Consider the following 22,032-nt stretch of genomic DNA (forward strand, 5'->3'; position numbering starts at 1 on the left):
CCTCAGGTATTCCCTACTGCAATAGATACCGTGTTAGCGGTGTCCCAAAACCCGCTTGTTAGCTCTACAGTGAATGTTTCACCCATCGGAACGTCAAACGCAATTCTTCCGGTCGTAGGTAGGCCAGGTTGAATCTGTTTCAAAAATATGGAGTTCCCGAGATGAATGTCTGCTTCACTGTCCGAAGCAAATTTTCTTCCCTGTGAGTCTACCGCTTGAACATTAAATGAATACAGTACTGCAGATTCTTTCCCCAAGTTTTCTGCTTCCAGCTCAACCACCAAAAATACACCGTCTGCTTTTGCTCCGAAATCACTGCTTCCTAAACTAGAAGCCGTTCTCACTGTTTTCACAGTATATGCAGTATCACCAACGACCGCTCTTTCGCCTATGCCATACTGTTTAACAGCCACTTGAGCAGCAGGCTGTCCTGCAGTAGTCGTGGTTTTTGTCTGAGTAGTTGCAGTGGTCTGTTCTTCCGGAGATCCACCCAGGAGCGCAAGCAGCACCAGCCCTACCACAATAGCTAATATTATTTTCAGTATTTTTCCCATTTTCAACACCTGTTTTTTTATTAACAATATAAAAAACAATCGTATAGTATAAGCTTTTTCCTGTATACCTTAGTAGTGGTTAATAATTCCCGGATCATCTGTTGTTTGAGGAGTATGCGAAGCAAGCGCCCGTTGTAGTATAGTGCGGATAAGTGCTTCCCCTTCTGTGCTGTGCATATATTCTTGAATGAGAGTTTCTACTTCCCGGCTGTCGGCAACTACACCATGTTTGCTGAAAAACTCATACAGCGCAACAGACACAATGTTTGACTGTGACCCATAGTCTCCTCGCTTAGATAATTTCTCAAGTTTTTCAACTAGGTTTTCATCTAGCGCAAATGATTTTGTTTTCTTCTTTCGGTTATCGGTTGTCTCTTCCAAGTCCATGTTTAATAAAGAGTTATTAATAAGTATATACCTTCTTATTGACCTGTTATTGACTGGTTATGAAAAACTATAAATAGGTTAAGGTAATAACTAGTAAATAACAGGTCATTATCATGTCACAAAACGCACGGATGGTTAGTTTCCTTGCACCGGCTTCACTCATAGAAGAGGTCGAGGCCCTGGTACAAGAAGGGACGTTCACTCACATGAGCGATGCCTGGCGAGGAGTATCAAGGAACGGAGTAGAGGTAGAACATGGCAGGAAAAAGAAGGTGTGAAACAAAGTCCATCTCAATGGACGCGATCACAGAGGAAAACCTAGACTATATCCTAGGTTCTCATTACTGCAACTCATTGGGTGCAAGTGCGTTCATTTGCGCTATTATCAATGAGCGTGCAGCGGAATTGAAGTTAATTAACAGAATGGAAAAGGCCGCTGAAGTTGTCGTGCCACAGGGCTGGTACGGTGGATCGAGTGGTATAGTAGCAATAGCAGGAGTCTGAGCGAGATGTCAAGAAGTGGAAAAACTGAGACTCGCTCATCTCCTACAACGCAGGAAGAGCAGATAAACCTATCTCAGGATGAGCTGGAAAAGCTGAGAGGGGATTATAGTGACTGCTCTCTGGACTGGGAGCGCCAAGCACAGCAGGGGATCATCTCTCAGAGGGATCTTGCGGAAATCAAAGAACTGTTAGGGGTGGCATGAATGGCTAAGGCGTGTACATGTGGCGAATGCTCAGAATGTTTGGAGATCATGAGCAGAGAACAGGCAGAGACTAGAGACCGATATGAGAGAGGGCTGTCGGATTGGAGGAACTACTAATGCCCTCCTTTGACCTACCTCTACTGCAAGAGAAGTATGTGCTACAACAGCATGAAATCGAGCTGCTCAAGAGGACAGTAGCGCACTTGCAGAGGGAGAATACAATCATGCTGAGAGAGCTGGAAATCATCAAGAGCCAGAGAGGCACAACAGCATGATAGGGCCCTCAAAGTGCTGGAGGTGTTCTAACTGTGATTCAAACAGGATATACCTCCGTACACGGACTAGAGACTATAGATGTTATTATTGTGGGTACATCATGGAAAATCCAAAGCAGTGCGATAGACGCGGCAATAATCCATCTGGCCCGTTGCCTCCTTCCCGAAATCTGCGGAGGGTAAAAGCATGAAGGTATGTCCAGAATGCAACTCTGCCAGGTTGTACAGGCGAATATTCGCAGCAGAGTACCGCTGTACAAAGTGCGGGCTGATATTCATTACTCCGAAAATAGTAGACGTACCCCGGGATTATAGCATCAGTACCGGAGTACTCACTGCTATAGAGCGGAAGCAGAGGTTGGAAAAGATAGCCCAGGTACACAAAGCAAATCCCCACTACACCCGGACAGATCTTAAAATGGTTTGCTTTGAATCATACTATATGGTCAGCCGATACTGGAAAGAGGTGTACAATTCACAGATGACGATGAACAAAACGGGATAAATCCAAACGGGGAGCCCCTCCTCTCCCCTTAGTGCCGTGGCCAGTGCGTTTGAAGGCGCGGGGTGCGACTCCCTGCCTCGGCTTTTCCGCGTGGGGCTAGTTCTATTCCACTCCCCACCCACGCGGGCTTCCTTTGGGGAAACGGGATAGAAAAGAAGGTGAAAGAAGATGGAAGAAAGGATATGTATCAATGGAATTGAATACGAGCGTGTGAAACCGGTCGGTGAATTGCCATATGTAATTGCAAGAACATACTCGGCTGGCGTATTTGCCGGATACCTGAAAGAACGCAACGGAAAAGAAGGTACACTTCTCAACGCTAGGAGAATTTGGTATTGGGATGGTGCGGCATCTTTGTCACAGCTTGCTATGGAGGGTACATCGAAACCCACAAACTGCAAATTCCCCATAGCAGTTGAGCAGGTTGTGTTGACTGAGATTGTCGAAGTCCTCACTGTCACGCGTGCCGGTAAGAAGAGCATTGAAGAGGTGCCAGTATGGAAGAAATAACCTCTGGATATGGCGATGGCTATGGCGATGGCTATGGCTCTGGCCATGGCTCTGGCTATGGCCATGGCTCTGGCTCTGGCTGTGGCGATGGCACTGGCGATGGCTATGGCTCTGGATATAGCGATGGCTCTGGCCATGGCTGTGGCGATGGCACTGGCTATGGCTCTGGCACTGGCTCTGGCTGTGGCTCTGGATATGGCGATGGCTATGGCGATGGCTATGGCGATGGCTATGGCACTAGTGACGATTCAGACAATGATGATTAGGTGGACAATGTGACAAGGTGAAAGAAGATGAAGAACGAGAACAAATACACGGAATCCATCGTATATATGGAAATGGACAAGATCCTTGAGGGGATTGGAATCAGGCAACTACCTAACCCTGTGCCTCCTGCTCTGGTAGAGAGATTCAAGAGGGCAGTGCTGGCAAAGGTAAATGATAATACCGATACTGTCGCAATGGTCGGCCGGATGCCTGAGGCAATGGCTATGGTGGTAGCAGCAGCCCTTGCTCAGAGAGTTACTCGCTTTGAGTATGGCGGGTATAGCCAGGTCTCTCATGTGATTTTTGACTACAGTGAGCAATGCCCGGAGATGAGGGTATGAGCAGTGACGCTGCTAGAGACCTAGCTCTCAAAATCAATACTCTCAGAGAGCAGGCTGAAGAGTACGAGGTAGTGCTTAGAGACCTCAGATATCAACACTGGCTCGATATCGACACTAGCCAGAAAGAGCTGGGGCTGACTAACGAAACCAAGCGCAAGATGGCTCTTGAGCTAAGGCTAGAGACTGATGAAACGTACAGCAGGATAGCAAAGGAACTCCGGTATGGGGTCAATATGCTCAAATCATGTATTGACCAAGAAGAGCTAGACCTGCTAAGAGAGTACATCGAGGCAGATGAAAGGATATCAGAAGAAGATAAGCAAATGGATTTCAAGTATTTTGATGCTGTGGAAATATTACTAGGGATGTGAGGACAATGGAACTGAGTGTTGATTTATTGAGCGAAATGCTTACAGAGAGAGGATTTTACCCTGGGAACATGGGCAATGAGCACGTATGGAAAAACGTAATCAACGGGATACCCTATGCTGTGGATTTCAGAATAGGCAGCGTATTCCGCTATATGTACGGACAGAGAGAAGAGGACGTAGAAGATGAGGTACTAGCAGACCTGAAAACAGCTATCATAGCAGTAATGCAGGAGGCAATAGGCGGGCAGGATGTACAGGCAACAGGGGCTACCAACCAAGAGCCAGAGATCCCACCCACTGAAACAATTGTAACTCAAGAAGATAAGCCTACCGTAGTGCCTGCGAAAGTACCTCAGAAACCAGCGACTCGTAAGCTGTCCAACGAGGACCTCACTAAAGACAATATCAGACAGTATCTATGCCCAGCTGCTACAGATCAGGAAATATTCATGTTCCTCCAGTTATGCGAACATAGAAATTTGAATCCGTTTATCAAAGAAGCATATCTTGTGAAATATAATAATTCTCCTGCAACCTTGATTGTAGGAAAGGACGCATTCACCAAGAAAGCAGAGGAGCATCCACAGTTTGACGGATTTGAGGCCGGAATTGTAATTGAGAGATCTGGTAAGGTCGAGTACAGGGCAGGTCAACTAGTTCGGCCTGGCGAAATACTCATAGGCGGCTGGGCTGAGGTGCACAGGAAGGACAGGCAATACCCTTACAGGTCTGAGGTGTCTATGCAAGAGTATAATACCAACCAGTCCTCCTGGAAGAAATTGCCTGCTACTATGATCCGCAAAGTGGCTCTGGTACAGGCGCTTAGAGAGGCTTTCCCCTCAGATCTGGGCGGGTGCTACGATTCAGCAGAGATGGGGGAGGTGGTGTGAATGCATACATATCAATGCTGTGGTTGCCAATTCATGTCAATTCCATGCAAATTAATTACATGCGACGACGGGGTACTGTTTCCTGACACTTGCCCGATGACCGGGATAAACTATGTTTTCATCGAACTGTGTGGAGAAGAGGAGGGAATGAAATGATATGCCCACTTCTTTCTTCTTCACATTTTACAAACTGTCAAACATCCAGATGTGGGTGGTGGGATGAAATCCGGCAATGCTGTGCGATTATTCCAGCGAATTTCGGACACATGATGAAACAGGCAGCGAAAGCTAGGCTGGACAGTGATGCAGAGCTTAGCGGGGGTGCTCCTGAATGAGCCCAGAGGAATACATGGACAAGAGAGAGCTCCTGCTCAAGCAGCAACGCAGATGCAAAAACGATGAGGACAGGGCAAGGCTGCAAGCAAAAATAGAGAAGCTCGATAGCACATTTGAGAATGGGTTTTTCAGAAGGGATATAGGTAGACCCGAGCAGAAGTTGACTCAGTACGGGGTGGTGTGAATGGATCTCTACAAAATAATCTGTCCGTATTGCAAGCATGAGCAGATGCCTTTCGGATATGAAAAGGAAGGCTACGGAGCGGTGATATGTGAGGAGTGTGGACAGCCATATGTGAATCAGACTACACGGACAATAGCATATCACTCCTATGCTCTGGTAGGCATTGGGCCGCAGGAAGAGCCAGCCCTTCCTACAAAAGAAGAGGTACAAGAAGCCAGCGAGGCGGACAGAAAGCAGCAGTTCTCAGAAGTGAAACAGAAACTCGAAGAGATTCTGCTGATCTCTGAAGATTCGCCCAGGGCGCTGATCTCTGAAGTTTCGCCCTGGGTACAAACCCCCGGACACAAAAACGGTATGTACAGAATTGATGGGGAATATGTAGAGGTAAGATACCTATCAAGCCACCCAGTGAGGACCACTCTAGCAGACATACACATGCTATGCGAGGAGAGCAACCCCACTGAAGCAATAAACTCCCTGCTAGGCACAACACAGGATACGAGAAACACTGCAGCACTGAATTTTTTTATCAAAGCTGTGAAAAGAGGAGACGTGATTTTATGAGCTCGGAACCATGCCCTAGGCACACACAGTGCAGTTACAAGGAGAAGGGGGCTCACTGCCTCCTGGACAGAGGTGGGGACTGCTATAGGTGGTTTGTCTCTGCTTCCAGGTACGTAGATGAGGAGGTCTAATATGACCTCTTCTACTACACCAGCTGTATCAGAGTGCAAGCACAGCAAGAAGTGCAGTAGATACGATCCAGAGAGCTACACATGCACACGTGGAGAGAGCGACTACTGCGGACACTACAAGGCAATTAAGGGGTTAAGAGTATGATCTTCACATTCAAAAATAAATACAGTGGACAGGATGAGCAGTACGAAGTGTCAGACAGCCTGTGCGAGTACAAGGGGATCACTCCTAGTGCTCCTGTGGTGATGGAAACAGACACAGCATACGTATTAGAGCCAGAGAAAGGGAAGCGAGCGTACTTGAACAAAGCACACTGCAAGAAGGTGATTCTATATGAGAGAGTTTAAATTTAGAGCATGGGATGAGAAAAACAGTAAAATGTATTATTCTGATAATCTTCCAGCTAATTATTACTTTGGTCACGATGGGAACAATAAAATATATTTTTCCGGTGATGTGTGGGATAACGACGAACAAATGTATTATAGAGATACTATATCCTCGGATGCTATGCAGTTCACCGGACAACATGATAAAAATGGAAAAGAAATTTACGAGGGCGATGTCGTGGAAGTGGGGGAGTGGAGAGAAAAAGTAGACGAAATCGGATCTCATTGGAAATGGTATGTGTACGTCGTGTCTTATTGCGATCAACGATGGTTGCCGGACGACTTAGACGAGGCACGGATCATCGGTAATATCTATGAAAACCCTGAACTCCTCAAGGCACTAACAGGAGGGATGAATATATGAGCACAATATATAGACCGTGCCCGGAGTGCGGCAGCCCAGTGGAGAGTGATACCGTCAAAGCTAAATGCATTCAGACCTATATATGTAGTGTATGTGCAGCGCAGCTTTGGCTAATTCAGACTCCTCTTTTCGACAAACTCATTACTGCACAGGTGGGGAGAAAATGATCTCACTATCTGAGTCTGAGTTTATTACCAGAGAAGAGTTTGAGGTGGCCTTGGATGCTGCTGTGCTACAAACCTGCAGAGAAATAGCAGACGATAGAAAGCGAATTACTGTGCTAGAATCCTTCGCACATGGAGTATTCAACGTACTGTTTATGAAGTTCAGAGGAGTAAGAGATATACTAGATGTCAAAGTCAGGCAATATCTCCCAGGGTTTGAACTCCAAAACTCTACCGAATCTCTACAGGAGGAGATTAGCGCAGAAACGTAGTACTACACTGTAGTACTACACTGTTTAGAAAGTCGGCAAAGAAAACCTACATCGGTTGACATTGTCGAGTGTAGTAAGGAGTGGATACTATATTGCTGTAAAGCAATGTAGTACTACGTAGTACTACACGGTTGCAGAAAAAAACCCTTCTAGATTGGAGGAAAATGTATCAAAAATCGCATGTTTCGTCTGTTAGGATCAATCCATCGTTGAAAGAATGGTTTGAAGGTACACAAACTATTCACCATTATGCTCTCTCAGATGCTATGGAGCAAGGCATACTCCACATCCTAAGCAACTATGTCCCTGTATCCGTTTTAGAAAAACAAATACACGAAACCCGAAAGAAACTTGCAGAACTCGAAAACGCATTGGTCAATGCGAAACACGTAGAAGCAGAAACAATGAAACAGCTAGAGAAGGAAGATCCCTCTACAGCATATACAGATATTAGAGAGCAGATCTTCATAGATGATGGCCCAGGTACTATACTAAGAATGCTCAAAAAGAATCAGTCGCCTGCATGGGACAGGGTCTGTCATAAGTACGGTTTCTCAAGCTCAAGGGAAATGGAACAGTTCGTTAGGCTAGAAGCATCAAGGAGGGGATTGATATGACCTCTCTCTATAATGCTGTTCTGGAGATACTAGAAACTCCCATGACTCGCTCAGCAATAATGAATGAATTGTACAGATATAACATATCAGCAGCAGTCACTCAAAGCGGATTCGTCAAAGGATATCTAGACGCTCTTGTGGATCTAGGTCATCTCTACGTAATCGGTACAGTCCAACGGATGAGAATGTACTCCAAACATCCTGCGAAAGAATATGCTCACAGACGCTGTCCGTACTGTCAGACTAATATATTGATATTCGACACAGATACAGGCAGCAAGTACTCCTGCCCCAAGTGCAAGGAAGAATTAGTAGTCGTGATGACGTTCAAAGACGGAGTGCAACTACACCCAGCGGAGGGGGTACAATGAGATACTATCCTCGGCTGTCTCCATGGGCACGGGATATAAAACATCTTATGGGTACTGGCTGGTTTTTGTATCGAGATCTACCATCCGAACTACAAGACAAATCTAACCTGCTCAGGGCACACGACAAAGGGCTCTTAGAACGCAGCACGGGGTATATTGGGCACGGGAACACTAGAAGGATGTGGCGGGTCAAATGACAAAATCCCACACTGCAAAACCTATCGTTTTTAAGTGGACACCTGCTCGCATAAAAGGGGCAAAACTAGCAGCGAGCACCACAATGACGCAAGAAGAGATCGCAAAAGAGTGCAGTGTTCACAGAATGACCGTTAATGAGTGGTTTCAGGCTCAAGAGTTCAAAGAAAAAGTTGCAGAGTTAATAATGCAGGATGAGCGGTTTACTAGGCCGGGGCTGCTAAAAATAACCGGGGCGATACTGGATAAAAAAATAGAAAGAGCAGCGGAGGATCGGTCTACAGCAGCAGACTATATCAAAATAGTAGCCGACATTGCCGGGATAAACAAAGCAGGTAATGAGATCAATATATACAATGCAGTAGGCGTAGTCAATACCCAGGAGGTGAAGGATGCAGTATCTAGGCTCTGCGAAAAGCTCAGGGAAGCAGACGACTCAACCGACTGAGGACGAGCTGCAAGTGTGGGCTAGCGCTCCTGCAGCCTTTGCCCGGTACTGTAGCGGGGGGCGGTGGTATCCGGCTAAGCATCTAGTAGAGCTATCGCACCGGCTTATGGATGTAGCTACCGGGGATATTACGCATCTCATGATATTCATGCCTCCAAGGCACGGCAAAAGTGAACTGACATCTAAGTACTTCCCTGCCTGGTACCTGGGGAAATACCCAGACAATAGGGTCATCCTCACAGGTTACGAGGCAGACTTTGCCGCTCAATGGGGGTACAAGGCTAGAAATATTATGCATGAGCACGGCCCTGCTCTATTCAATCTGACAGTAGCAGGCAACTCATCGGCTAGGGATAGATGGGATATAGCCGGTCATCTGGGCGGCATGAGTACAGCAGGAGTAGGGGGTGCCATCACTGGTAAGGGAGCGCATTGCTTATCGGGTGAAACACGGATACATACTAATTTCGGTATGCTGCGAATCGACGAGGTGGTGCAAAAAGCTAAATACGATGAACGGTATAATAACAGGTTAAGGGTGCTAGCATATGACCACCGTAACCAAAGAGCAGTATGGAAAAGAGTTAAAGCTACACGGATTGTCCGAGATAGGCGACTGTTGGAAATCACCACAGCTAGTGGGGATAAAATCAGAGCTACCGATGAACATCGTTTTTTTGTGCACGAACGCGGATACACAGAAGCGAACCGTCTGTGTCAAGGAGACCGGTTTATATCGGTCAAAGAGCAGATCAAACAAAACGTGCGCCCAATGTGGAGAAGCGAAGGGTGGCCGGGGTGCACTGTGCATGCCGTGTTACCAGAAGCTCAGGACAGTTCACGTAGTTCTGAAATGTTCGCTGTGTGGGGAGATATACGAAATCCCATTATACGATTACCGGAAAGCACTGGCAAGAAAACAGAAGGATTACTATTGTTCAGTGGCGTGTTCTCGGAAGCACCATGCCATAAAGAATGCAAAACGTTGTGTCGTGTGTGCAGCACCGATGCCAGGGAAACCGAGAAACATGTACTGTTCCACGGTATGTCGGGAAGCAGCGAGGCCACCGAAAAGGAAAGCGATATGTCCGGTTTGTGGGGATGCATTTTACCCAATATCTCACCGGACCGCGCATTGTTCAAGACGTTGCGCCAATACCGCGCACTCAAAGAGAATGACGGGAGCTGGAAATTCTCACTACAAGACCGGGACAAGTTATGCGAAGTGGTTCGACGAGATGAGGCCACTCGTGTTGGAGAGAGACGGACACCGGTGTGCCATATGTGGCAGCAATTACAATCTTCATATCCACCATATAAACGAAAATGTTGTGGACAACACCCCGACAAACTTAATATCAATGTGCCCCACTTGCCACATCATCCACCACAAATCGAATGCGACACCGTATCCTCAGTTACAAAAGTTAGCGGAAACGCGCACACGGTCTATGACATCCAAGTGGAAGACTGCAACAATTTCTTTGCTGAGAACATACTCGTCCATAACTGCCTGATAATTGATGACCCTATCAAGAACGCAGAAGAAGCCAACAGCAAGACCTATAGAGACAAATCATATGATTGGTACAGATCCACAGCATACACACGTATAGAGCCGGGTGGGTCTGTGGTCATTATCCAAACACGATGGCACGAGGACGACCTCTCAGGCAGACTCCTTAAGGAAGAGCCGGAAAAATGGACAGTAATAAATCTCCCTGCACTGGCAGAGGAAGGAGGGGATCAGCTAGGCAGGCAACCAGGAGAGGCGCTATTCCCAAAACGGTATGATGTACATGCACTCCAGCAGATCAAAAGGACAGTCGGCACATATTGGTGGAATGCACTCTATCAACAGCGTCCGGCTGCCTCAGAGGGTGCTATATTCAAGCGGCAATATTTCCAGTATTGCTATATCGAGGACGGGCTCTATGTGCTCAGAGACAAGCGGGTCAAGTACTACGACTGTACTATATATCAGACATGCGATCCTGCAGTCTCAACAAAGGCAAGCGCTGACTATTTTGTTCTAGCTACATGGGCTGTAACCCCAGACCAGGATCTTATTCTCCTGGACATCCTCAGAACCAGGCTAGAAGGGCCTGACCAAATCAATCTATTCAAACAGCAGTATGCTAGATGGAAACCAGCATACCAGGGCATAGAGGCGGTAGGTGTAGGCAAAACACTCTACCAAATGCTTGTGAGGGAGGGACTGCCTATCAGAGAGCTCAAAGCAGAGTCCGATAAAGTGACCAGGGCTCTTCCCGCAGCCGCTCGCATGGAGTCCGGCAGTGTCTATTTTATGCAGGATTTGCCAGGGCTAGACGAGTTTGAAGAAGAGCTCTTGTCATTCCCAAAAGGGAAACATGACGATCAGGTAGACTGTCTCTCTTATGCTGTGCAGCTAGCTCTGCAACAGTACCAGGACTTTGACCTTAGCATGCTCATCAAAACTTTTCCGAGGTAACTATGGCGAATTACAGCACCAACACAGCCCCTAAACCAAAACTACATGCTACTATAGAGGTCACTAATATGAAGTACTTGCAGGCTCTCAAAAAGAAACACGATGTGTCTCTATCGCAAGCGGCAGATATGGCTATCAAAATAGCTAGAGAGATCCAATCTGATGAGCAGGCAGCAGAGAGGATAGCTGAAAAAGTTTGTCAGAAAATGCTTAAAAAACTAGAAGAAATGCAATAATTAAACTAAAAACGTACTATTTTGATTCTTTTTCTATGTTTTTTTCTTGTCCAACAAAAGTGTACACTAAATTATATATAGTATATACAATGAAACATATACGTTGAGGTATACATTTGATTGAAATCACTGAGGCTCAAACTTTTCTTATCGGGCTGGGGGCTGGCCTCCTGGCGTCTGTTAAAATATGGTGGGGGCGCAAAACAATGGTGCAGAAAAAAGCGGCATTCAATGACGTATTAGACGCTTGTTCAGACAAACGGATCTCTATAGAAGAGGTCAAATATCTAGTAGAAGAACATTTCTGAGGCTGCTATGGAGATCAATGCAGCAGCAGTCACAACAGAGCAGCTACAGCAGGACTATGAGCTTATGGCAGCTGCATTCTCCACACGGCAGGACTATGTAACAGCTACCCGTTACTCATCTTTCGATACAGAAAACAGATTCACTTACTACTCACAGTTAGCAGCGTCTACCCCTCACGCTTCTACTTCTTTGATGAAGCTGGCTCTATCGCTAGTTAAGGGGCTCCGGTTCAGCAGCCCTACCAAATCACTGACAAAAGAGTTTACGGCCTGGAGTGATCACGTCAATTTCTTTGAGCAGGCGTATACTCTAGCTAGTTTGCTGCCAATGAACGGCACATATGCAGGCATCACTACAGGCACAGCAGCAGAGCTCAGGCTACAACATCTACTCATGCCGACTGTGACCCTAGTGCCTCCAGGTCAGAAACTAGGTGAAGGAGATAATGGTACGGTACTAACTGGCCCAATTGATAGAGTAATAATCAATGAAACCGATGACGAAAACAGAGTAGTATTAAAAGCTTCTCAAGTAGTGTATGGCTCCTTCAATGCGCATCTCAAGAAGCAGCCGGACATCCTGAATAGGAACACATTCGGCATCTACGGCACTTCTCTTTTCGAATCGATTGAGCTCTCAATCAGGAACCTGCTAACGATAGACAGCGGCTATGTATCCTTCGTGAGGAAATACGGGCAAGGTAGGTATGTATATGACTTCAAAATGTTGTATGATGCCGTAATCCAAAAAGGCATGAGTCCTCAGAAAGCGCAGGAATTTGTGGATGCTTTCATGGAGAAGCACAAATACCTGCAGGCAAACGAGGACATAGCCGGGGTGGGCATTGATGTCAAAGAACTCGATGCTAGCGGCTCTCTGGATGTAATGGCATTCAAGAAATCGCTAGAGACTAACATCCAGATAGGATTATTCCAATCACCGCTTACTATGGGAGACAGCAAGGGCTCCACGTATGCGGCGGGCTACGTAGCTGAAGAGGATAGGATGCTAGTACTCGAAGGGCTGCAGCGCATAGTGAGAGACATACTACAGCAGGTCGTGGACAAGCGCCTCCTGCTAATGGGCAAACAGCCCGGTACGGTCTCAATAGAGTTAGAGCAGCTATCAATCCCAGCCCTCACACTTGGGGATCTGCTTGAGCTATACAATACTTCAGCCATCAACAAAACAACTTTTGACCGGGTACTCTCTGAGAGATTCGGCATATCTGTTCTAGAGGAGGCAAGCAAATGAGGCTACCGCTCTATATTATTGCAATATCTTTCTTTCCGCTTATGTTAATTTGGAATTTTCTTGAGTTATATTATGCCAGGGGGCACTGAATGTACGTAATACCGGATACAGACTACACGATTAATGCTTCTGCTAAAACAATAACGCTAGCGGCAGCATACGCTACTCTAAGCGCAGGACAGATTACAAAAATTAAGGATATCACTACAGAAGAGATCCTCTATGATTCGGAAAGGGTCTCGTTTACGGGGCCACAGATCTCGGTTGCTACGGGAGTAATCACCTACACGCAAGGAAACAAAGTGGCCAATACCGATAAGCTGCGCATAGTAGTTGATGCTAATTACTCAGATATATATCACCTCGATGGAGGGAGCGCATAATGCCACGTAATCAATTAATACAGATCAGACGGGACACGACAGCAAACTGGACGAACACTAATCCAATCCCTGCAGAGGGGGAGCTCTGCCTGGACACAAATACCGGATACCTGAAAGTAGGGGACGGGTCATCTAATTATGTAGATCTACCTATCTTCACCCATGGCGCATCTATCACTGAGGCAATAGGCATAGAGTGGGATACCAGCAGCACAAGCCCAACGCTCAAGAGGATCGACATCAATGGTAACGAGCGCTCTACTGTAGACGCTACATATTTCGATAATCACTCTATCTGGGGAAATATAAAAAGATGCACTATAAACCCAGCTATCGGACTCCCTGTCTACGGCACTAATGCAAGAGGTGACGGGCTAGATCTAACAGGCGCATCAGGAAACGTGATGGTTAAGATCCCCAAATTCTATGTGAAGTTCAGCACGGACGGAACTTATCATAGATGGTGGATTAGTCCTGTTGCCCTCGCTGGTTTCGAGTTACATCCAGCTTTTCTTCAGAGGGGCGGTACAGAAGCAGAGCTTTTTGTTTCGGCATATGAAGCGGCAGGGTTCCTGGATGGGGCGACATTCAAACTCACGTCCGCTACAGGACTGCAACCAGTGACGGGTGATGTCTCCTACCCCAATTTGCCGAACTCGGGCCGTCTGTACATTATGGACGCCGGCACCTATGCAAATAACATAGGAACTGGCTACGGCATCATGAATATATGGACATGGTCTGCAATCCGGCTATTGGTGCTCACTGAACTGGGTACGCTCAACTCACAGGCCGCGTTAGGCAGGGGAATCGTAGATCTTGCATTGGGTACGGGATACGCGGGTCTGCTCACGGGTGCATTGTCAGCCGATACCAATGTTGCGACAAACGGTTCTGGAATGGGAACGGGAACAAACGGAGCAACTCCCGTTGTATGGCGCGGCATAGAGAATATTTGGGGCAATACTCTAAGTTTCGTGATCGGAGTAACCTTTTTTGATACCGTTCACTGGGTGCTGAAACCAGACGGGACAGGAGTAGTGGCTGCACCGCTTACCACTGGGAACTACGTAGAATCAGCATCAGTGCCGCCCAATACCACGAGTGGATATATCTCAAGAGTGTTCGTGGACAGCGCGCTGAAATATATGATGCTGGGGTCTGCTGTCGCGGGATCCTCAAGCACCTATGCATGTGATCTGTACACCGTACGCGAAACATCCGCAACAGGTACACACGGACAATGCAGCGGTGCGTGGGGTGCAGGAGATGGAGCCGGAATAAATTATCAACGTAGCGCGATATACGGCCATTTATCCAGACAAGTAGGGGCAAGGATCGAATTTTTGAAGAGGTGATAGAATGGTCGAATCAACAATACAACCAGCTGAAATTTATATAGACCGAATCGAGCACGGTAGAGCTAGACTTCTGTGTAGGTGGAATATCACTACATCTACCAGGGACGAACAGACTATCTATTCCTATGAGGAGGTGGTGCTCTGGTGGACGTTCCCGTATATAGACACGGACGGGGTAACAGTCCTGGACAACTACGCAGCAATAGAGAAGTTCATGCTCGCGAACAAAGCAGATATCCTCAACTACGCAAGAGGCACACAGACAACCCTCATAGGAAAGGACAAGGGCAAGGGCAAGCCGCCAGCTGCTGAAAAGGACAAGGGCAAAGGCAAAGAAGAAAAGGAATTCACAATCCGGGGGAACAAATAATCCCCTTCTCTTACTATGAACCTCCTGCAAACCCGGCCAATTCTCACAATAGAGAGAAACCTGACAGATCTGATAGACCGCACGTTCCGAAAAGCGGCAAGGGTCGCAACGCTTGATTACAAAAATGAGCTACCTAATCGGGTTAGGCAGGGGTTCAGGTCACGTACATTTGCATTGCAGCTAGATAAGCTGATTACAGAGCTTATCCTGCAATCTTTTTCTTATGCGGACAAGCAGGCTAAGCAGCTGACAGCAGCAGCGCCAGAGCTCAATCCTTCTTACGTGCTCACAGAAGAGGCAGTAAGACTATCTGGGGAACTATCAAAAGAATGTGCCGAAAGTGTGGTTAGGATGCTCGTAGAGGATGCTATATATTATGAGTCGCCAAGAGCATTAGCTAACCGAATTACAGACCTTTGGGGCGGTGAAAAGTATAGGGCTGAACGCTTTGCTCGTACGTTCACAGCAGACGTAGCTACAGCCTCTACAGTAAGCCGCTACAGGCAGCTAGGCATTAGATATATGGAGTTCAACGCAGAGGTAGACGACAAGACTACTGCTCAATGTCGCTGCTTAGACGGCACTATATTCGACCTTGAGAAAGGATCAGTCGATGCATACAGACCTCCTTTACATATGCACTGCCGGAGCGGTCTAATTCCAATCACTGAGGATGAGTACGATAAGAGCAGGGAGTTTGAGAACAGGGATTTCAGTACTACTCTTGATGATCCTAAAGAGGTAGACAGAGCATTCAAGCAGATCGGTAAGTTCAACGATAACTATAGGGTCTCTAAGCTGATTATTGATAAGGATCTAGCAGCTAGGTACATGTTTGAAAAAGGGTTCTCAGTGAGTATAGAGACCCCTTAATTCTTGTTTTTCTCTGCGTCTATGCATGTTTGCATAATTCTTATCATATCTCCGTACCTGATATAATAATACTTGCCTTCGTGTCTCTTGTATCCGTTTTTATCAAGTTCCTCAATAACGGATATAGGCAGTGATGCTATATGATGTCTATCAATTATTCCTTTTTTTCTAGCTACTTCATCTGACGGTAGTTCCGGTATATCTGTATTAGTCATTGTCTATATTATAATGTGTACACTAAATTATATATAGTATATACCTACATTATACTGTATATAATGATATTAGAGGGCATTGCTTTTCCATTAGACACACTAAACAAGAACGGCTGGGGCATCCCCTCCTCTGATGCCGACAATGCTATCTCTTCTCTCAAAAACGCTGTAGTCCGGGTCTGTTCTCGCAATGATCCCCACGGCTGTGATATCTCCGAAGATCCTAAAGCAGAAATAGGTAGAGTGCTAGATGCCTGGAAGGACGGGTCTAATGTATATACCAAAGTAGAGATTACAGATTCGGTAGCAGCAGCCAAAGTTAAAGAAGGAACCTGGCAGAAAAAGTGGAGCGTATACGGCAAAGCAGGCGCAATAAACGAGGGATGGACTAACGGAGCGTCACTAAAATCTATTACGCTTGTGACAAATCCAGCATGGGATCAATCCTCATTTGATGTGGCTGCCTCTGCTGAAGATCCCAAATTACTATTTTTCAATGATTTTTCAATAACAGCTTCGGTAGGTAATACCATGGACGACAACAACATAACACCACCCGGCGGGGCAATACCTGCCGAATTTGAGCAGCGTATGGCTGACTCACAGAAACAGATCGATACTCTCATTGTAGAGAGGAAGGCACTTGCTGAGCAGGTAGATGCTCTCACTAAAGAGAGAGATGAACTAAAAACTGTAGCAGCGTCACTGAAAGAAGAGACAGGCAAAATGGTCTCAATGGATGAAGTCAAGCAGATGATCGCTGCAGCAAAAGCAGAAGATCGGGAACAGCAGGCTCACGAAGCCGCTCTTGTGAAACTCACAGCAGCAAGAGCAGAGCTTGGGCTTGAGACCAAAGCAGAGGCATACTCTGAACTTAGCGCATCAGCAATTGAAGAGGCCGCAGCAGAATGGGGTCAGGTACAGATATCAGCATCAGCAAATCAGATCAAATATCCTTCTACTGTCCCCGCAAACAGTGCCAGGCTTAAGGTATTCGATCCATTCACAGGGGGATACGTATAATGGTACAGTTAGGATTCAGGAAACCAACTAACAAGTGGAGCCAGGGCGGTGCTCTGGGTGTCGAATATTTCAAAGTTGGCGCAAACGCTACCGCAGCAAAAATGCTTCCGGGCATAGCGGTAATCAAAGATGCTAATGATTTCAGTGTCAAGGAATCAGGCAGCTTAGGCAGCACAATTGGGGTGCTCGGATACGATGAGACTCCAGCACAGTACAGGCCAACTACCAGCTCTACAGCATACGCATTAGGCGACCACGTAGCAGTGCACAGAGGCGCAGGACGCAGGCAGAAGATGTGGCTCACTACCTCACAGACTATAGTGATAGGTCAGCCTCTGATGGTGACCACAGACGGCTATCTCACAGCAGCCACAGCAGGAACTCATGACGTATACTGTGATGCAGCCGAAAGTGTGACAACCACAAGTGCTGCTGCTGCAATCTGGGTAATTACAAGGAAGTGATTGAAACATGGTCAACGCATTAGCAAATCTTAAAAATCAGTGGGATAAAGACATCGCTCCTACTCTGTATGCTCAGGATATCAGCAAGCAGCTCATGCCAATAAACCCACAGCTCTCTAATCAGGGTCTGGGAGTTCTTAGCATTGACTCTCTAAAATACGTAGCAAGAGGCAGCGCAAGCATTAACTACGACATTCAGCAGGACATAGAGGATACTGTTGACATTGCACTGGCAAACCTGAAAATCCCTGTCCAGCAGGACGACACCAAGATCAGGCGCAGAGATTGGGAAGCATACGTAAAGCAGGGTATCCCTATCAGCTCAGATCTTGCTCAGGACATGGCTGCAAATATCGCTGTACAGCGCACTACTCTTGTAGTGGATGGCTGGAAACCAGACGGGACAAATTACGATATCAAAGGCATGTACCAGGTAGCAAACAACACTGTTGCAGGAGCCGATTTTGATACTTTCGGCAACGCATACAAAACAGTAGCAGCCTGCCTTAAGGAGCTCAAGACTGACAAGATTTACAGTCCTGGGTATAACCTTGTGCTGGCTGGTCTGAACTACGCTGAACTTATGGGGTCTATCTCCACAAACGGAGTGTCAGAGGCTCAGATGGTCATAGACCTGCTCAACAGAGATGCACCTCCAGGCACACAGCCAGGTAGGATCTTTGAGGGAACTGATCTTGCGGCAGGTACGGGAATGGTTGCACCTATCGCAGCTCAGGCAAACCTCAGATATTTTGACCTGATCGAGACCCAGGAGCCTATTAACCATCTTTGGTTTGAGGATGGCAACGAGGTATCTGGAGACATCAAAGCTAGGCAGATAGGCGCAATGGTTCCCAGGTTCAAGCACCTAGTGGGCGGTAAGGATAATTGTGTCTGTACAATCAGCTCTGGTCTGGACAGCTCTTAAGCGGAGTGATATCAGATGAGGCTACGGTGTACGATTGGATCTATGCATATCCTCAGTCGGAGGACTGTTTACAACCGGGGAGACGAGTTTGAAATGGAGGCAACGAAAGCTGCCTCTCTTATCTCCTCTGGCTATGCTGTCACGGTTGAAGAGATTGCAGTAGAGCCAGTCAAAGAACCAGAAGCAGAGCCCGTTGAAGGACATATTGAAACCACAAAACCAACTCCAAAAAGATCACGTTCTCATAAGAGGTAAGCAGTATGGCAATGTGTACTGTCGCTGATGTTAAGGCTATAGTGTCACCAAAAACGGTTACTGATGCTGAAATCACTAGCATCATTGCTCTAGTTTCTGGGGATATAGCAGCCGACACTGGAGCTAGTACTAGCTCTACAGACAGTACACTAGTCAGGGCGTGTATTCATTACTCTGCTGCAATCACGTTGCAGAGAATGAAATACACAGGCGAACTGGCTTCTCAGAGGCAGATAGGCGACAGCATGAGGTCTAATAATGTAGATGCTCAAATCGCTTATCACAACGAGAAGGCCCAGTACTTCATAAACAAATACGTTTCTGCAAATTATGATGAGTACACGATCATATCGGGCAGGATCGGGATAGGCGAAGTAGACAACGAGGTGCTCTATGAATACTGATATCCTAATCCACACCTGCTCAATCCTCCATACCGTACCTGTCTCCCAAAACAAATATGGAGAAGAGGTAAGAGGCGGTCTACCTGTCTCCTCTGCATGCCGATTCTACACATCTCGCAGGATACCAGGGAGGATGTCCTCGGTTGGTATCGGAGAGTTTCATATTGATACACCTAAACTTGCCCTTCCAGCTACTGCTACTGTTACAGAGAACGATATTATCACAAGCTCTGTTATGTCTTTTACAGGGCCGTACAGGGTCAGCCACGTCAATCCGCTTGCTGACTTGTACTCTAGTACTCTTGACCACATAGAGTGTGAGTTGGAGGCGATTGAATGAACCAGCCCGTAACTCATGCAGAGTGCCAGGCACGCATGGAGATACTCGAACAGAAGATGCATACCTGCATGAAGGAGGACAAAACCGACTTCAAGGACACCATTACTGATGTGGAGGAATGGGTCGGGAAACTAGAGTCTAAAATGGACTACATGATATACGGCCTGCTGTTCCTAGCATTAGAAGGCTTCGTAGGGCTTATAATCACAATATTCACTCTGTCTGGGGGGATCTAATGCCTCTACGTGTAGAAGTCCAGGGCATCGAGGAGCTCAGAGCCAAGATTAGAAACATGGGCGAAGAGCTAGCTAATGTGCTAGAGGATGCAGCCAACAAGGGGGCCATGATCGTAGTCAAAGAGGCACAGCTCAACAGTGCTAAGGGGGGCGGCTTTCCTAGCAGGATTACAGGTAATCTATTCAGAAGCATTCCTGCGGTCAGTCCGGTCACTGTATCCAAATCTCGCAATAGAGTAGAGGTAGCAGTGGGCTCCTCTGCTGAATACGCAAGGCGGCTAGAGCTCGGTTTCACTGGCACTGACAGCCTAGGTAGACATTATCATCAATCTCCCAGGCCGTACATTAGGCCTGCTCTTGTTGCTAATAGAAATAACGTAGAGCAGGAGATGGCAAAACGTTTCCGGCAGGTTATAGGGGGCTATACTAGATGACCACTATACACGGTGCTATCAGATCATTGCTGCTAGGTTCTACAGCAGTAACAGACCTAGTGAGCACTCGGATCTATCCTGTGCAGATCCCTTTCGGCACGACCTATCCGGCAATCTCAATACACGAGATCAGCGGCTTAGAGGATTATGTAGTGGGTTACGAGGCACATAGGTATCAAGTATCCATATTCTCTGAATCATTCACTATAGCTCAGGACATTAAGCAGGCTATTAAGCTGTGTTTGAACAGATATTCAGGCACAGTAGACGGACACAACATTAAAAGCCTGTCCTTCCTGAGCAGCCTGGAACTCTATGAGGACGAATCAAGAATGTACCATCTCCCCTTAGATTTCCAGATAGTACACTATAACGATTCCGGGGACAACCAGCAGCCAACGCTAAACCTAGACGGTGGCAGCGCATAACGATAACTGAATAATAAACTAAACAGAGGTCTTGAAAATGGTAACACAAACATCAGTACAGAAGGCTACAGCCATACGTTTTGGCTCTGGCAAGCTTGAGGTAGGCGCAACAGTAGGTACTCTTGCAGATGTGGGAGCAATCAGAAACGCTACGTTTGCTAGGGAATTTGAGAAAGTAGAAATAATGAGCGACAATGCAGACAGAATAGCTGCAGGCATCAGAGATCATTTCGCTTTCATTGAATTTGATATGCTAGAGATCGACATGTCTAAGCTCAGTGTAATCATGGGCGGCCTGGACACCTACGCTACTGTTAACGGTACTCCTGTCGCCGTAGTCGATGAGCCTATAACCCTCAACGGCACGGACGCAGTAAGACTGGCAAACAAAGAGGGAGACGGTACAGAGGCAGCAAGTATAGTAGTCACCAATGCCGCAGCAGTAGCAGCGGTTAGAAACACCGACTACGTCATTTCAGTAGATGCGAGCGGCTACACGACCATAGCAAGAGTGGCAGCCTCTGCAAAGCTTACGGATGGCGGCATTGCTCTTATAGACTATTCATATACACCAAACGCATCAGTGACTCTCAAGAGTGGTGGTAACACTACTATAGCTGACAAGGTCGTAAGGATTACGAACACCAACGCAGCAGGCAAGACCCTTCAGATCACTGCCTACAAAGCTTCAATTGACGAGGGATGGAGCTACGACTTCCCGGCAGATGACGCTTATGAAGTCGGCATGGTTCACATCAAGATGAAGGCAAGGATAGACACTACCAGGACAGTGGGAGACCAGCTCTTCGCTATTGTAGATGAACAAGGAGTCTGATCTGCATGGATTCTGTGAAAACATTTGGCGGTCTGCTTCCTGAGAAGCGCATAGCAATAATAGCTAATAGAGAGATAGACGTGAGCAGGATCCCCTCACGTTTTACTCTTGAGATGATGAATGCTACAAGAGGAGGAGTAGATTACTCAGTCGTTGTGAAAATAATTGCAGACATCTGCTCTAAGAATGCTCCTGAAATTACTCCTGATTTCCTTCTCGATAATCTGGGGATAGATGAGATCAATGAATTAGTAGAGTACATGATGGAGCCAGTCACCCAGAAAGCCAAAGCTAAGATGGCAGAGGCAGCAGGTGCAGACCCAAAAAACTCGTAACCTTTGCGGAAATATACGCATCGGTTGGCTCTA

Annotated in this window: 41 protein-coding genes; 38 read left to right on the top strand and 3 right to left on the bottom strand. The window is 46.8% G+C overall.

Annotated features, from left to right (window positions below):
- Positions 1-2 precede the first annotated feature (2 nt).
- Together METHO_RS05700 and METHO_RS05705 are read right to left on the bottom strand one after the other, a co-directional pair.
- Positions 3-554 carry a DUF4352 domain-containing protein gene (locus METHO_RS05700; protein ID WP_015324584.1) on the bottom strand — a complete coding sequence of 184 codons (552 nt, stop codon included), beginning with the start codon at positions 552-554 and terminating at the stop codon, positions 3-5.
- 69 nt (positions 555-623) lie between these two features.
- Positions 624-941 carry a hypothetical protein gene (locus tag METHO_RS05705; protein WP_015324585.1) on the bottom strand — a complete coding sequence of 106 codons (318 nt, stop codon included), beginning with the start codon at positions 939-941 and terminating at the stop codon, positions 624-626.
- A 113-nt stretch (positions 942-1,054) separates the two neighbouring features.
- On the opposite strand from METHO_RS05705, the gene METHO_RS13605 reads away from it, so the two are divergent.
- The 27 genes from METHO_RS13605 (at position 1,055) to METHO_RS05835 (ending at position 16,102) form a co-directional block, all read left to right on the top strand.
- Entirely contained in the window at positions 1,055-1,219 is a 165-nt protein-coding gene (locus METHO_RS13605) for a hypothetical protein (protein ID WP_015324586.1), read from the top strand.
- Complete coding sequence (locus METHO_RS05710) at positions 1,197-1,445, top strand: hypothetical protein (protein ID WP_015324587.1); 249 nt, start codon at positions 1,197-1,199, stop codon at positions 1,443-1,445. Before METHO_RS13605 ends, METHO_RS05710 begins: the two co-directional genes overlap by 23 nt.
- 5 nt (positions 1,446-1,450) lie before the next feature.
- A complete protein-coding gene (locus tag METHO_RS05715; RefSeq protein WP_015324588.1) occupies positions 1,451-1,648 on the top strand; it encodes a hypothetical protein in 198 nt (65 codons plus the stop codon).
- A 116-nt stretch (positions 1,649-1,764) separates the two neighbouring features.
- Positions 1,765-1,923: a hypothetical protein gene (locus METHO_RS13610; RefSeq protein WP_015324589.1), complete on the top strand. Its 159-nt coding sequence runs from the start codon at positions 1,765-1,767 to the stop codon at positions 1,921-1,923.
- A gap of 187 nt (positions 1,924-2,110) precedes the next feature.
- Positions 2,111-2,428, top strand: a complete 318-nt coding sequence (locus METHO_RS05720) for a TFIIB-type zinc ribbon-containing protein (protein WP_015324590.1) — start codon at positions 2,111-2,113, stop codon at positions 2,426-2,428.
- Between the two features lie 168 nt (positions 2,429-2,596).
- Complete coding sequence (locus tag METHO_RS05725; protein WP_015324591.1) at positions 2,597-2,938, top strand: DUF6948 domain-containing protein; 342 nt, start codon at positions 2,597-2,599, stop codon at positions 2,936-2,938.
- A complete protein-coding gene (locus METHO_RS05730; protein WP_156811041.1) occupies positions 2,926-3,204 on the top strand; it encodes a hypothetical protein in 279 nt (92 codons plus the stop codon). The genes METHO_RS05725 and METHO_RS05730 overlap by 13 nt, the downstream gene beginning before the upstream one ends.
- Positions 3,205-3,231: 27 nt before the next feature.
- A complete protein-coding gene (locus METHO_RS05735) occupies positions 3,232-3,546 on the top strand; it encodes a hypothetical protein (RefSeq protein ID WP_015324593.1) in 315 nt (104 codons plus the stop codon).
- Positions 3,543-3,917, top strand: a complete 375-nt coding sequence (locus tag METHO_RS05740; RefSeq protein ID WP_015324594.1) for a hypothetical protein — start codon at positions 3,543-3,545, stop codon at positions 3,915-3,917. The genes METHO_RS05735 and METHO_RS05740 overlap by 4 nt, the downstream gene beginning before the upstream one ends.
- 5 nt (positions 3,918-3,922) lie before the next feature.
- A complete protein-coding gene (gene bet, locus METHO_RS13100; protein WP_015324595.1) occupies positions 3,923-4,807 on the top strand; it encodes a phage recombination protein Bet in 885 nt (294 codons plus the stop codon).
- 152 nt (positions 4,808-4,959) lie between these two features.
- Positions 4,960-5,142: a hypothetical protein gene (locus tag METHO_RS05750; RefSeq protein WP_015324596.1), complete on the top strand. Its 183-nt coding sequence runs from the start codon at positions 4,960-4,962 to the stop codon at positions 5,140-5,142.
- Complete coding sequence (locus METHO_RS05755; RefSeq protein ID WP_015324597.1) at positions 5,139-5,327, top strand: hypothetical protein; 189 nt, start codon at positions 5,139-5,141, stop codon at positions 5,325-5,327. Before METHO_RS05750 ends, METHO_RS05755 begins: the two co-directional genes overlap by 4 nt.
- Positions 5,328-5,891 (top strand): hypothetical protein, encoded by a 564-nt coding sequence (locus METHO_RS05760; protein WP_015324598.1) that lies wholly within the window; start codon positions 5,328-5,330, stop codon positions 5,889-5,891. It begins immediately after the preceding gene.
- Positions 5,892-6,356: 465 nt separating this feature from the next.
- On the top strand, positions 6,357-6,776 hold the full coding sequence (locus tag METHO_RS05770) for a YopX family protein (RefSeq protein WP_015324600.1): 420 nt from the start codon (positions 6,357-6,359) through the stop codon (positions 6,774-6,776).
- Positions 6,777-6,939: 163 nt separating this feature from the next.
- A complete protein-coding gene (locus METHO_RS05775) occupies positions 6,940-7,212 on the top strand; it encodes a hypothetical protein (protein WP_015324602.1) in 273 nt (90 codons plus the stop codon).
- A gap of 164 nt (positions 7,213-7,376) precedes the next feature.
- Positions 7,377-7,829, top strand: coding sequence for a hypothetical protein (locus tag METHO_RS05780; RefSeq protein ID WP_015324603.1), 453 nt, complete (start codon positions 7,377-7,379; stop codon positions 7,827-7,829).
- Positions 7,830-7,870: 41 nt separating this feature from the next.
- Entirely contained in the window at positions 7,871-8,200 is a 330-nt protein-coding gene (locus METHO_RS05785) for a hypothetical protein (protein ID WP_156811042.1), read from the top strand.
- Positions 8,197-8,397, top strand: a complete 201-nt coding sequence (locus METHO_RS05790) for a hypothetical protein (RefSeq protein ID WP_015324605.1) — start codon at positions 8,197-8,199, stop codon at positions 8,395-8,397. The genes METHO_RS05785 and METHO_RS05790 overlap by 4 nt, the downstream gene beginning before the upstream one ends.
- On the top strand, positions 8,394-8,843 hold the full coding sequence (locus METHO_RS05795) for a hypothetical protein (protein WP_015324606.1): 450 nt from the start codon (positions 8,394-8,396) through the stop codon (positions 8,841-8,843). The genes METHO_RS05790 and METHO_RS05795 overlap by 4 nt, the downstream gene beginning before the upstream one ends.
- Positions 8,788-11,316: a phage terminase large subunit gene (terL, locus tag METHO_RS13105; protein WP_015324607.1), complete on the top strand. Its 2,529-nt coding sequence runs from the start codon at positions 8,788-8,790 to the stop codon at positions 11,314-11,316. Before METHO_RS05795 ends, terL begins: the two co-directional genes overlap by 56 nt.
- 2 nt (positions 11,317-11,318) lie before the next feature.
- Positions 11,319-11,552, top strand: coding sequence for a hypothetical protein (locus tag METHO_RS05805; RefSeq protein ID WP_015324608.1), 234 nt, complete (start codon positions 11,319-11,321; stop codon positions 11,550-11,552).
- A 116-nt stretch (positions 11,553-11,668) separates the two neighbouring features.
- Entirely contained in the window at positions 11,669-11,860 is a 192-nt protein-coding gene (locus tag METHO_RS05810) for a hypothetical protein (protein WP_015324609.1), read from the top strand.
- A gap of 7 nt (positions 11,861-11,867) precedes the next feature.
- Positions 11,868-13,115, top strand: coding sequence for a hypothetical protein (locus METHO_RS05815; protein WP_015324610.1), 1,248 nt, complete (start codon positions 11,868-11,870; stop codon positions 13,113-13,115).
- An 89-nt stretch (positions 13,116-13,204) separates the two neighbouring features.
- Positions 13,205-13,498 (top strand): hypothetical protein, encoded by a 294-nt coding sequence (locus METHO_RS05820; RefSeq protein ID WP_015324611.1) that lies wholly within the window; start codon positions 13,205-13,207, stop codon positions 13,496-13,498.
- Positions 13,498-14,856, top strand: coding sequence for a hyaluronate lyase N-terminal domain-containing protein (locus tag METHO_RS05825; protein WP_015324612.1), 1,359 nt, complete (start codon positions 13,498-13,500; stop codon positions 14,854-14,856). Before METHO_RS05820 ends, METHO_RS05825 begins: the two co-directional genes overlap by 1 nt.
- Positions 14,857-14,860: 4 nt before the next feature.
- Positions 14,861-15,229, top strand: coding sequence for a hypothetical protein (locus METHO_RS05830; protein ID WP_015324613.1), 369 nt, complete (start codon positions 14,861-14,863; stop codon positions 15,227-15,229).
- A gap of 15 nt (positions 15,230-15,244) precedes the next feature.
- Complete coding sequence (locus tag METHO_RS05835; RefSeq protein WP_015324614.1) at positions 15,245-16,102, top strand: minor capsid protein; 858 nt, start codon at positions 15,245-15,247, stop codon at positions 16,100-16,102.
- Here the strand turns inward: METHO_RS05835 and METHO_RS05840 are convergent.
- Positions 16,099-16,317 carry a hypothetical protein gene (locus tag METHO_RS05840; protein WP_015324615.1) on the bottom strand — a complete coding sequence of 73 codons (219 nt, stop codon included), beginning with the start codon at positions 16,315-16,317 and terminating at the stop codon, positions 16,099-16,101. The genes METHO_RS05835 and METHO_RS05840 overlap by 4 nt on opposite strands.
- Before the next feature lie 63 nt (positions 16,318-16,380).
- Here METHO_RS05840 and METHO_RS05845 point away from each other — a divergent pair, with 63 nt between their 5' ends.
- The 11 genes from METHO_RS05845 (at position 16,381) to METHO_RS05890 (ending at position 21,999) form a co-directional block, all read left to right on the top strand.
- A complete protein-coding gene (locus METHO_RS05845; RefSeq protein WP_015324616.1) occupies positions 16,381-17,340 on the top strand; it encodes a hypothetical protein in 960 nt (319 codons plus the stop codon).
- Positions 17,340-17,804, top strand: coding sequence for a structural cement protein Gp24 (locus tag METHO_RS05850; protein ID WP_015324617.1), 465 nt, complete (start codon positions 17,340-17,342; stop codon positions 17,802-17,804). Before METHO_RS05845 ends, METHO_RS05850 begins: the two co-directional genes overlap by 1 nt.
- A gap of 7 nt (positions 17,805-17,811) precedes the next feature.
- The gene (locus METHO_RS05855; RefSeq protein WP_015324618.1) at positions 17,812-18,732 is read left to right on the top strand and encodes an encapsulin; all 921 of its coding nucleotides are present in this window, start codon (positions 17,812-17,814) and stop codon (positions 18,730-18,732) included.
- A 93-nt stretch (positions 18,733-18,825) separates the two neighbouring features.
- The gene (locus tag METHO_RS13615) at positions 18,826-18,987 is read left to right on the top strand and encodes a hypothetical protein (RefSeq protein ID WP_172635186.1); all 162 of its coding nucleotides are present in this window, start codon (positions 18,826-18,828) and stop codon (positions 18,985-18,987) included.
- 5 nt (positions 18,988-18,992) lie between these two features.
- Entirely contained in the window at positions 18,993-19,391 is a 399-nt protein-coding gene (locus METHO_RS05860) for a hypothetical protein (protein WP_015324620.1), read from the top strand.
- 133 nt (positions 19,392-19,524) lie between these two features.
- Positions 19,525-19,731 carry a hypothetical protein gene (locus METHO_RS13620; RefSeq protein ID WP_156811044.1) on the top strand — a complete coding sequence of 69 codons (207 nt, stop codon included), beginning with the start codon at positions 19,525-19,527 and terminating at the stop codon, positions 19,729-19,731.
- Positions 19,728-19,967: a hypothetical protein gene (locus METHO_RS05870; protein WP_015324622.1), complete on the top strand. Its 240-nt coding sequence runs from the start codon at positions 19,728-19,730 to the stop codon at positions 19,965-19,967. Before METHO_RS13620 ends, METHO_RS05870 begins: the two co-directional genes overlap by 4 nt.
- Complete coding sequence (locus tag METHO_RS05875) at positions 19,967-20,401, top strand: HK97-gp10 family putative phage morphogenesis protein (RefSeq protein WP_015324623.1); 435 nt, start codon at positions 19,967-19,969, stop codon at positions 20,399-20,401. The genes METHO_RS05870 and METHO_RS05875 overlap by 1 nt, the downstream gene beginning before the upstream one ends.
- Positions 20,398-20,829 (top strand): DUF3168 domain-containing protein, encoded by a 432-nt coding sequence (locus METHO_RS05880; protein ID WP_015324624.1) that lies wholly within the window; start codon positions 20,398-20,400, stop codon positions 20,827-20,829. Before METHO_RS05875 ends, METHO_RS05880 begins: the two co-directional genes overlap by 4 nt.
- 37 nt (positions 20,830-20,866) lie before the next feature.
- Entirely contained in the window at positions 20,867-21,664 is a 798-nt protein-coding gene (locus METHO_RS05885) for a hypothetical protein (RefSeq protein ID WP_015324625.1), read from the top strand.
- Between the two features lie 5 nt (positions 21,665-21,669).
- Entirely contained in the window at positions 21,670-21,999 is a 330-nt protein-coding gene (locus METHO_RS05890) for a hypothetical protein (protein WP_015324626.1), read from the top strand.
- Positions 22,000-22,032: the final 33 nt, after the last annotated feature.

Origin of the sequence: Methanomethylovorans hollandica DSM 15978, from assembly GCF_000328665.1 — an archaeon.
Classification (GTDB): Archaea; Halobacteriota; Methanosarcinia; order Methanosarcinales; family Methanosarcinaceae; genus Methanomethylovorans; species Methanomethylovorans hollandica.

What these genes read in the sequence shown, in the direction of transcription:
- METHO_RS05715 (WP_015324588.1), top strand. Translation starts at nt 1,451, where the DNA reads ATGTCAAGAAGTGGAAAAACTGAGACTCGCTCATCTCCTACAACGCAG.
- METHO_RS05730 (WP_156811041.1), top strand. Translation starts at nt 2,926, where the DNA reads ATGGAAGAAATAACCTCTGGATATGGCGATGGCTATGGCGATGGCTAT.
- METHO_RS05890 (WP_015324626.1), top strand. Translation starts at nt 21,670, where the DNA reads ATGGATTCTGTGAAAACATTTGGCGGTCTGCTTCCTGAGAAGCGCATA.
- METHO_RS05875 (WP_015324623.1), top strand. Translation starts at nt 19,967, where the DNA reads ATGCCTCTACGTGTAGAAGTCCAGGGCATCGAGGAGCTCAGAGCCAAG.
- bet (WP_015324595.1), top strand. Translation starts at nt 3,923, where the DNA reads ATGGAACTGAGTGTTGATTTATTGAGCGAAATGCTTACAGAGAGAGGA.
- terL (WP_015324607.1), top strand. Translation starts at nt 8,788, where the DNA reads ATGCAGTATCTAGGCTCTGCGAAAAGCTCAGGGAAGCAGACGACTCAA.
- METHO_RS05770 (WP_015324600.1), top strand. Translation starts at nt 6,357, where the DNA reads ATGAGAGAGTTTAAATTTAGAGCATGGGATGAGAAAAACAGTAAAATG.
- METHO_RS13620 (WP_156811044.1), top strand. Translation starts at nt 19,525, where the DNA reads ATGTCCTCGGTTGGTATCGGAGAGTTTCATATTGATACACCTAAACTT.
- METHO_RS05720 (WP_015324590.1), top strand. Translation starts at nt 2,111, where the DNA reads ATGAAGGTATGTCCAGAATGCAACTCTGCCAGGTTGTACAGGCGAATA.
- METHO_RS05795 (WP_015324606.1), top strand. Translation starts at nt 8,394, where the DNA reads ATGACAAAATCCCACACTGCAAAACCTATCGTTTTTAAGTGGACACCT.
- METHO_RS05710 (WP_015324587.1), top strand. Translation starts at nt 1,197, where the DNA reads ATGGCAGGAAAAAGAAGGTGTGAAACAAAGTCCATCTCAATGGACGCG.
- METHO_RS05845 (WP_015324616.1), top strand. Translation starts at nt 16,381, where the DNA reads ATGATATTAGAGGGCATTGCTTTTCCATTAGACACACTAAACAAGAAC.
- METHO_RS05755 (WP_015324597.1), top strand. Translation starts at nt 5,139, where the DNA reads ATGAGCCCAGAGGAATACATGGACAAGAGAGAGCTCCTGCTCAAGCAG.
- METHO_RS05835 (WP_015324614.1), top strand. Translation starts at nt 15,245, where the DNA reads ATGAACCTCCTGCAAACCCGGCCAATTCTCACAATAGAGAGAAACCTG.
- METHO_RS05885 (WP_015324625.1), top strand. Translation starts at nt 20,867, where the DNA reads ATGGTAACACAAACATCAGTACAGAAGGCTACAGCCATACGTTTTGGC.
- METHO_RS05760 (WP_015324598.1), top strand. Translation starts at nt 5,328, where the DNA reads ATGGATCTCTACAAAATAATCTGTCCGTATTGCAAGCATGAGCAGATG.
- METHO_RS05785 (WP_156811042.1), top strand. Translation starts at nt 7,871, where the DNA reads ATGACTCGCTCAGCAATAATGAATGAATTGTACAGATATAACATATCA.
- METHO_RS05825 (WP_015324612.1), top strand. Translation starts at nt 13,498, where the DNA reads ATGCCACGTAATCAATTAATACAGATCAGACGGGACACGACAGCAAAC.
- METHO_RS05735 (WP_015324593.1), top strand. Translation starts at nt 3,232, where the DNA reads ATGAAGAACGAGAACAAATACACGGAATCCATCGTATATATGGAAATG.
- METHO_RS05790 (WP_015324605.1), top strand. Translation starts at nt 8,197, where the DNA reads ATGAGATACTATCCTCGGCTGTCTCCATGGGCACGGGATATAAAACAT.
- METHO_RS05805 (WP_015324608.1), top strand. Translation starts at nt 11,319, where the DNA reads ATGGCGAATTACAGCACCAACACAGCCCCTAAACCAAAACTACATGCT.
- METHO_RS13610 (WP_015324589.1), top strand. Translation starts at nt 1,765, where the DNA reads ATGCCCTCCTTTGACCTACCTCTACTGCAAGAGAAGTATGTGCTACAA.
- METHO_RS05780 (WP_015324603.1), top strand. Translation starts at nt 7,377, where the DNA reads ATGTATCAAAAATCGCATGTTTCGTCTGTTAGGATCAATCCATCGTTG.
- METHO_RS05860 (WP_015324620.1), top strand. Translation starts at nt 18,993, where the DNA reads ATGGCAATGTGTACTGTCGCTGATGTTAAGGCTATAGTGTCACCAAAA.
- METHO_RS05840 (WP_015324615.1), bottom strand. Translation starts at nt 16,317, where the DNA reads ATGACTAATACAGATATACCGGAACTACCGTCAGATGAAGTAGCTAGA.
- METHO_RS05700 (WP_015324584.1), bottom strand. Translation starts at nt 554, where the DNA reads ATGGGAAAAATACTGAAAATAATATTAGCTATTGTGGTAGGGCTGGTG.
- METHO_RS05830 (WP_015324613.1), top strand. Translation starts at nt 14,861, where the DNA reads ATGGTCGAATCAACAATACAACCAGCTGAAATTTATATAGACCGAATC.
- METHO_RS13605 (WP_015324586.1), top strand. Translation starts at nt 1,055, where the DNA reads ATGTCACAAAACGCACGGATGGTTAGTTTCCTTGCACCGGCTTCACTC.
- METHO_RS05855 (WP_015324618.1), top strand. Translation starts at nt 17,812, where the DNA reads ATGGTCAACGCATTAGCAAATCTTAAAAATCAGTGGGATAAAGACATC.
- METHO_RS05775 (WP_015324602.1), top strand. Translation starts at nt 6,940, where the DNA reads ATGATCTCACTATCTGAGTCTGAGTTTATTACCAGAGAAGAGTTTGAG.
- METHO_RS05820 (WP_015324611.1), top strand. Translation starts at nt 13,205, where the DNA reads ATGTACGTAATACCGGATACAGACTACACGATTAATGCTTCTGCTAAA.
- METHO_RS05740 (WP_015324594.1), top strand. Translation starts at nt 3,543, where the DNA reads ATGAGCAGTGACGCTGCTAGAGACCTAGCTCTCAAAATCAATACTCTC.
- METHO_RS05880 (WP_015324624.1), top strand. Translation starts at nt 20,398, where the DNA reads ATGACCACTATACACGGTGCTATCAGATCATTGCTGCTAGGTTCTACA.
- METHO_RS05815 (WP_015324610.1), top strand. Translation starts at nt 11,868, where the DNA reads ATGGAGATCAATGCAGCAGCAGTCACAACAGAGCAGCTACAGCAGGAC.
- METHO_RS05850 (WP_015324617.1), top strand. Translation starts at nt 17,340, where the DNA reads ATGGTACAGTTAGGATTCAGGAAACCAACTAACAAGTGGAGCCAGGGC.
- METHO_RS05725 (WP_015324591.1), top strand. Translation starts at nt 2,597, where the DNA reads ATGGAAGAAAGGATATGTATCAATGGAATTGAATACGAGCGTGTGAAA.
- METHO_RS05750 (WP_015324596.1), top strand. Translation starts at nt 4,960, where the DNA reads ATGATATGCCCACTTCTTTCTTCTTCACATTTTACAAACTGTCAAACA.
- METHO_RS05705 (WP_015324585.1), bottom strand. Translation starts at nt 941, where the DNA reads ATGGACTTGGAAGAGACAACCGATAACCGAAAGAAGAAAACAAAATCA.
- METHO_RS13615 (WP_172635186.1), top strand. Translation starts at nt 18,826, where the DNA reads ATGGAGGCAACGAAAGCTGCCTCTCTTATCTCCTCTGGCTATGCTGTC.
- METHO_RS05870 (WP_015324622.1), top strand. Translation starts at nt 19,728, where the DNA reads ATGAACCAGCCCGTAACTCATGCAGAGTGCCAGGCACGCATGGAGATA.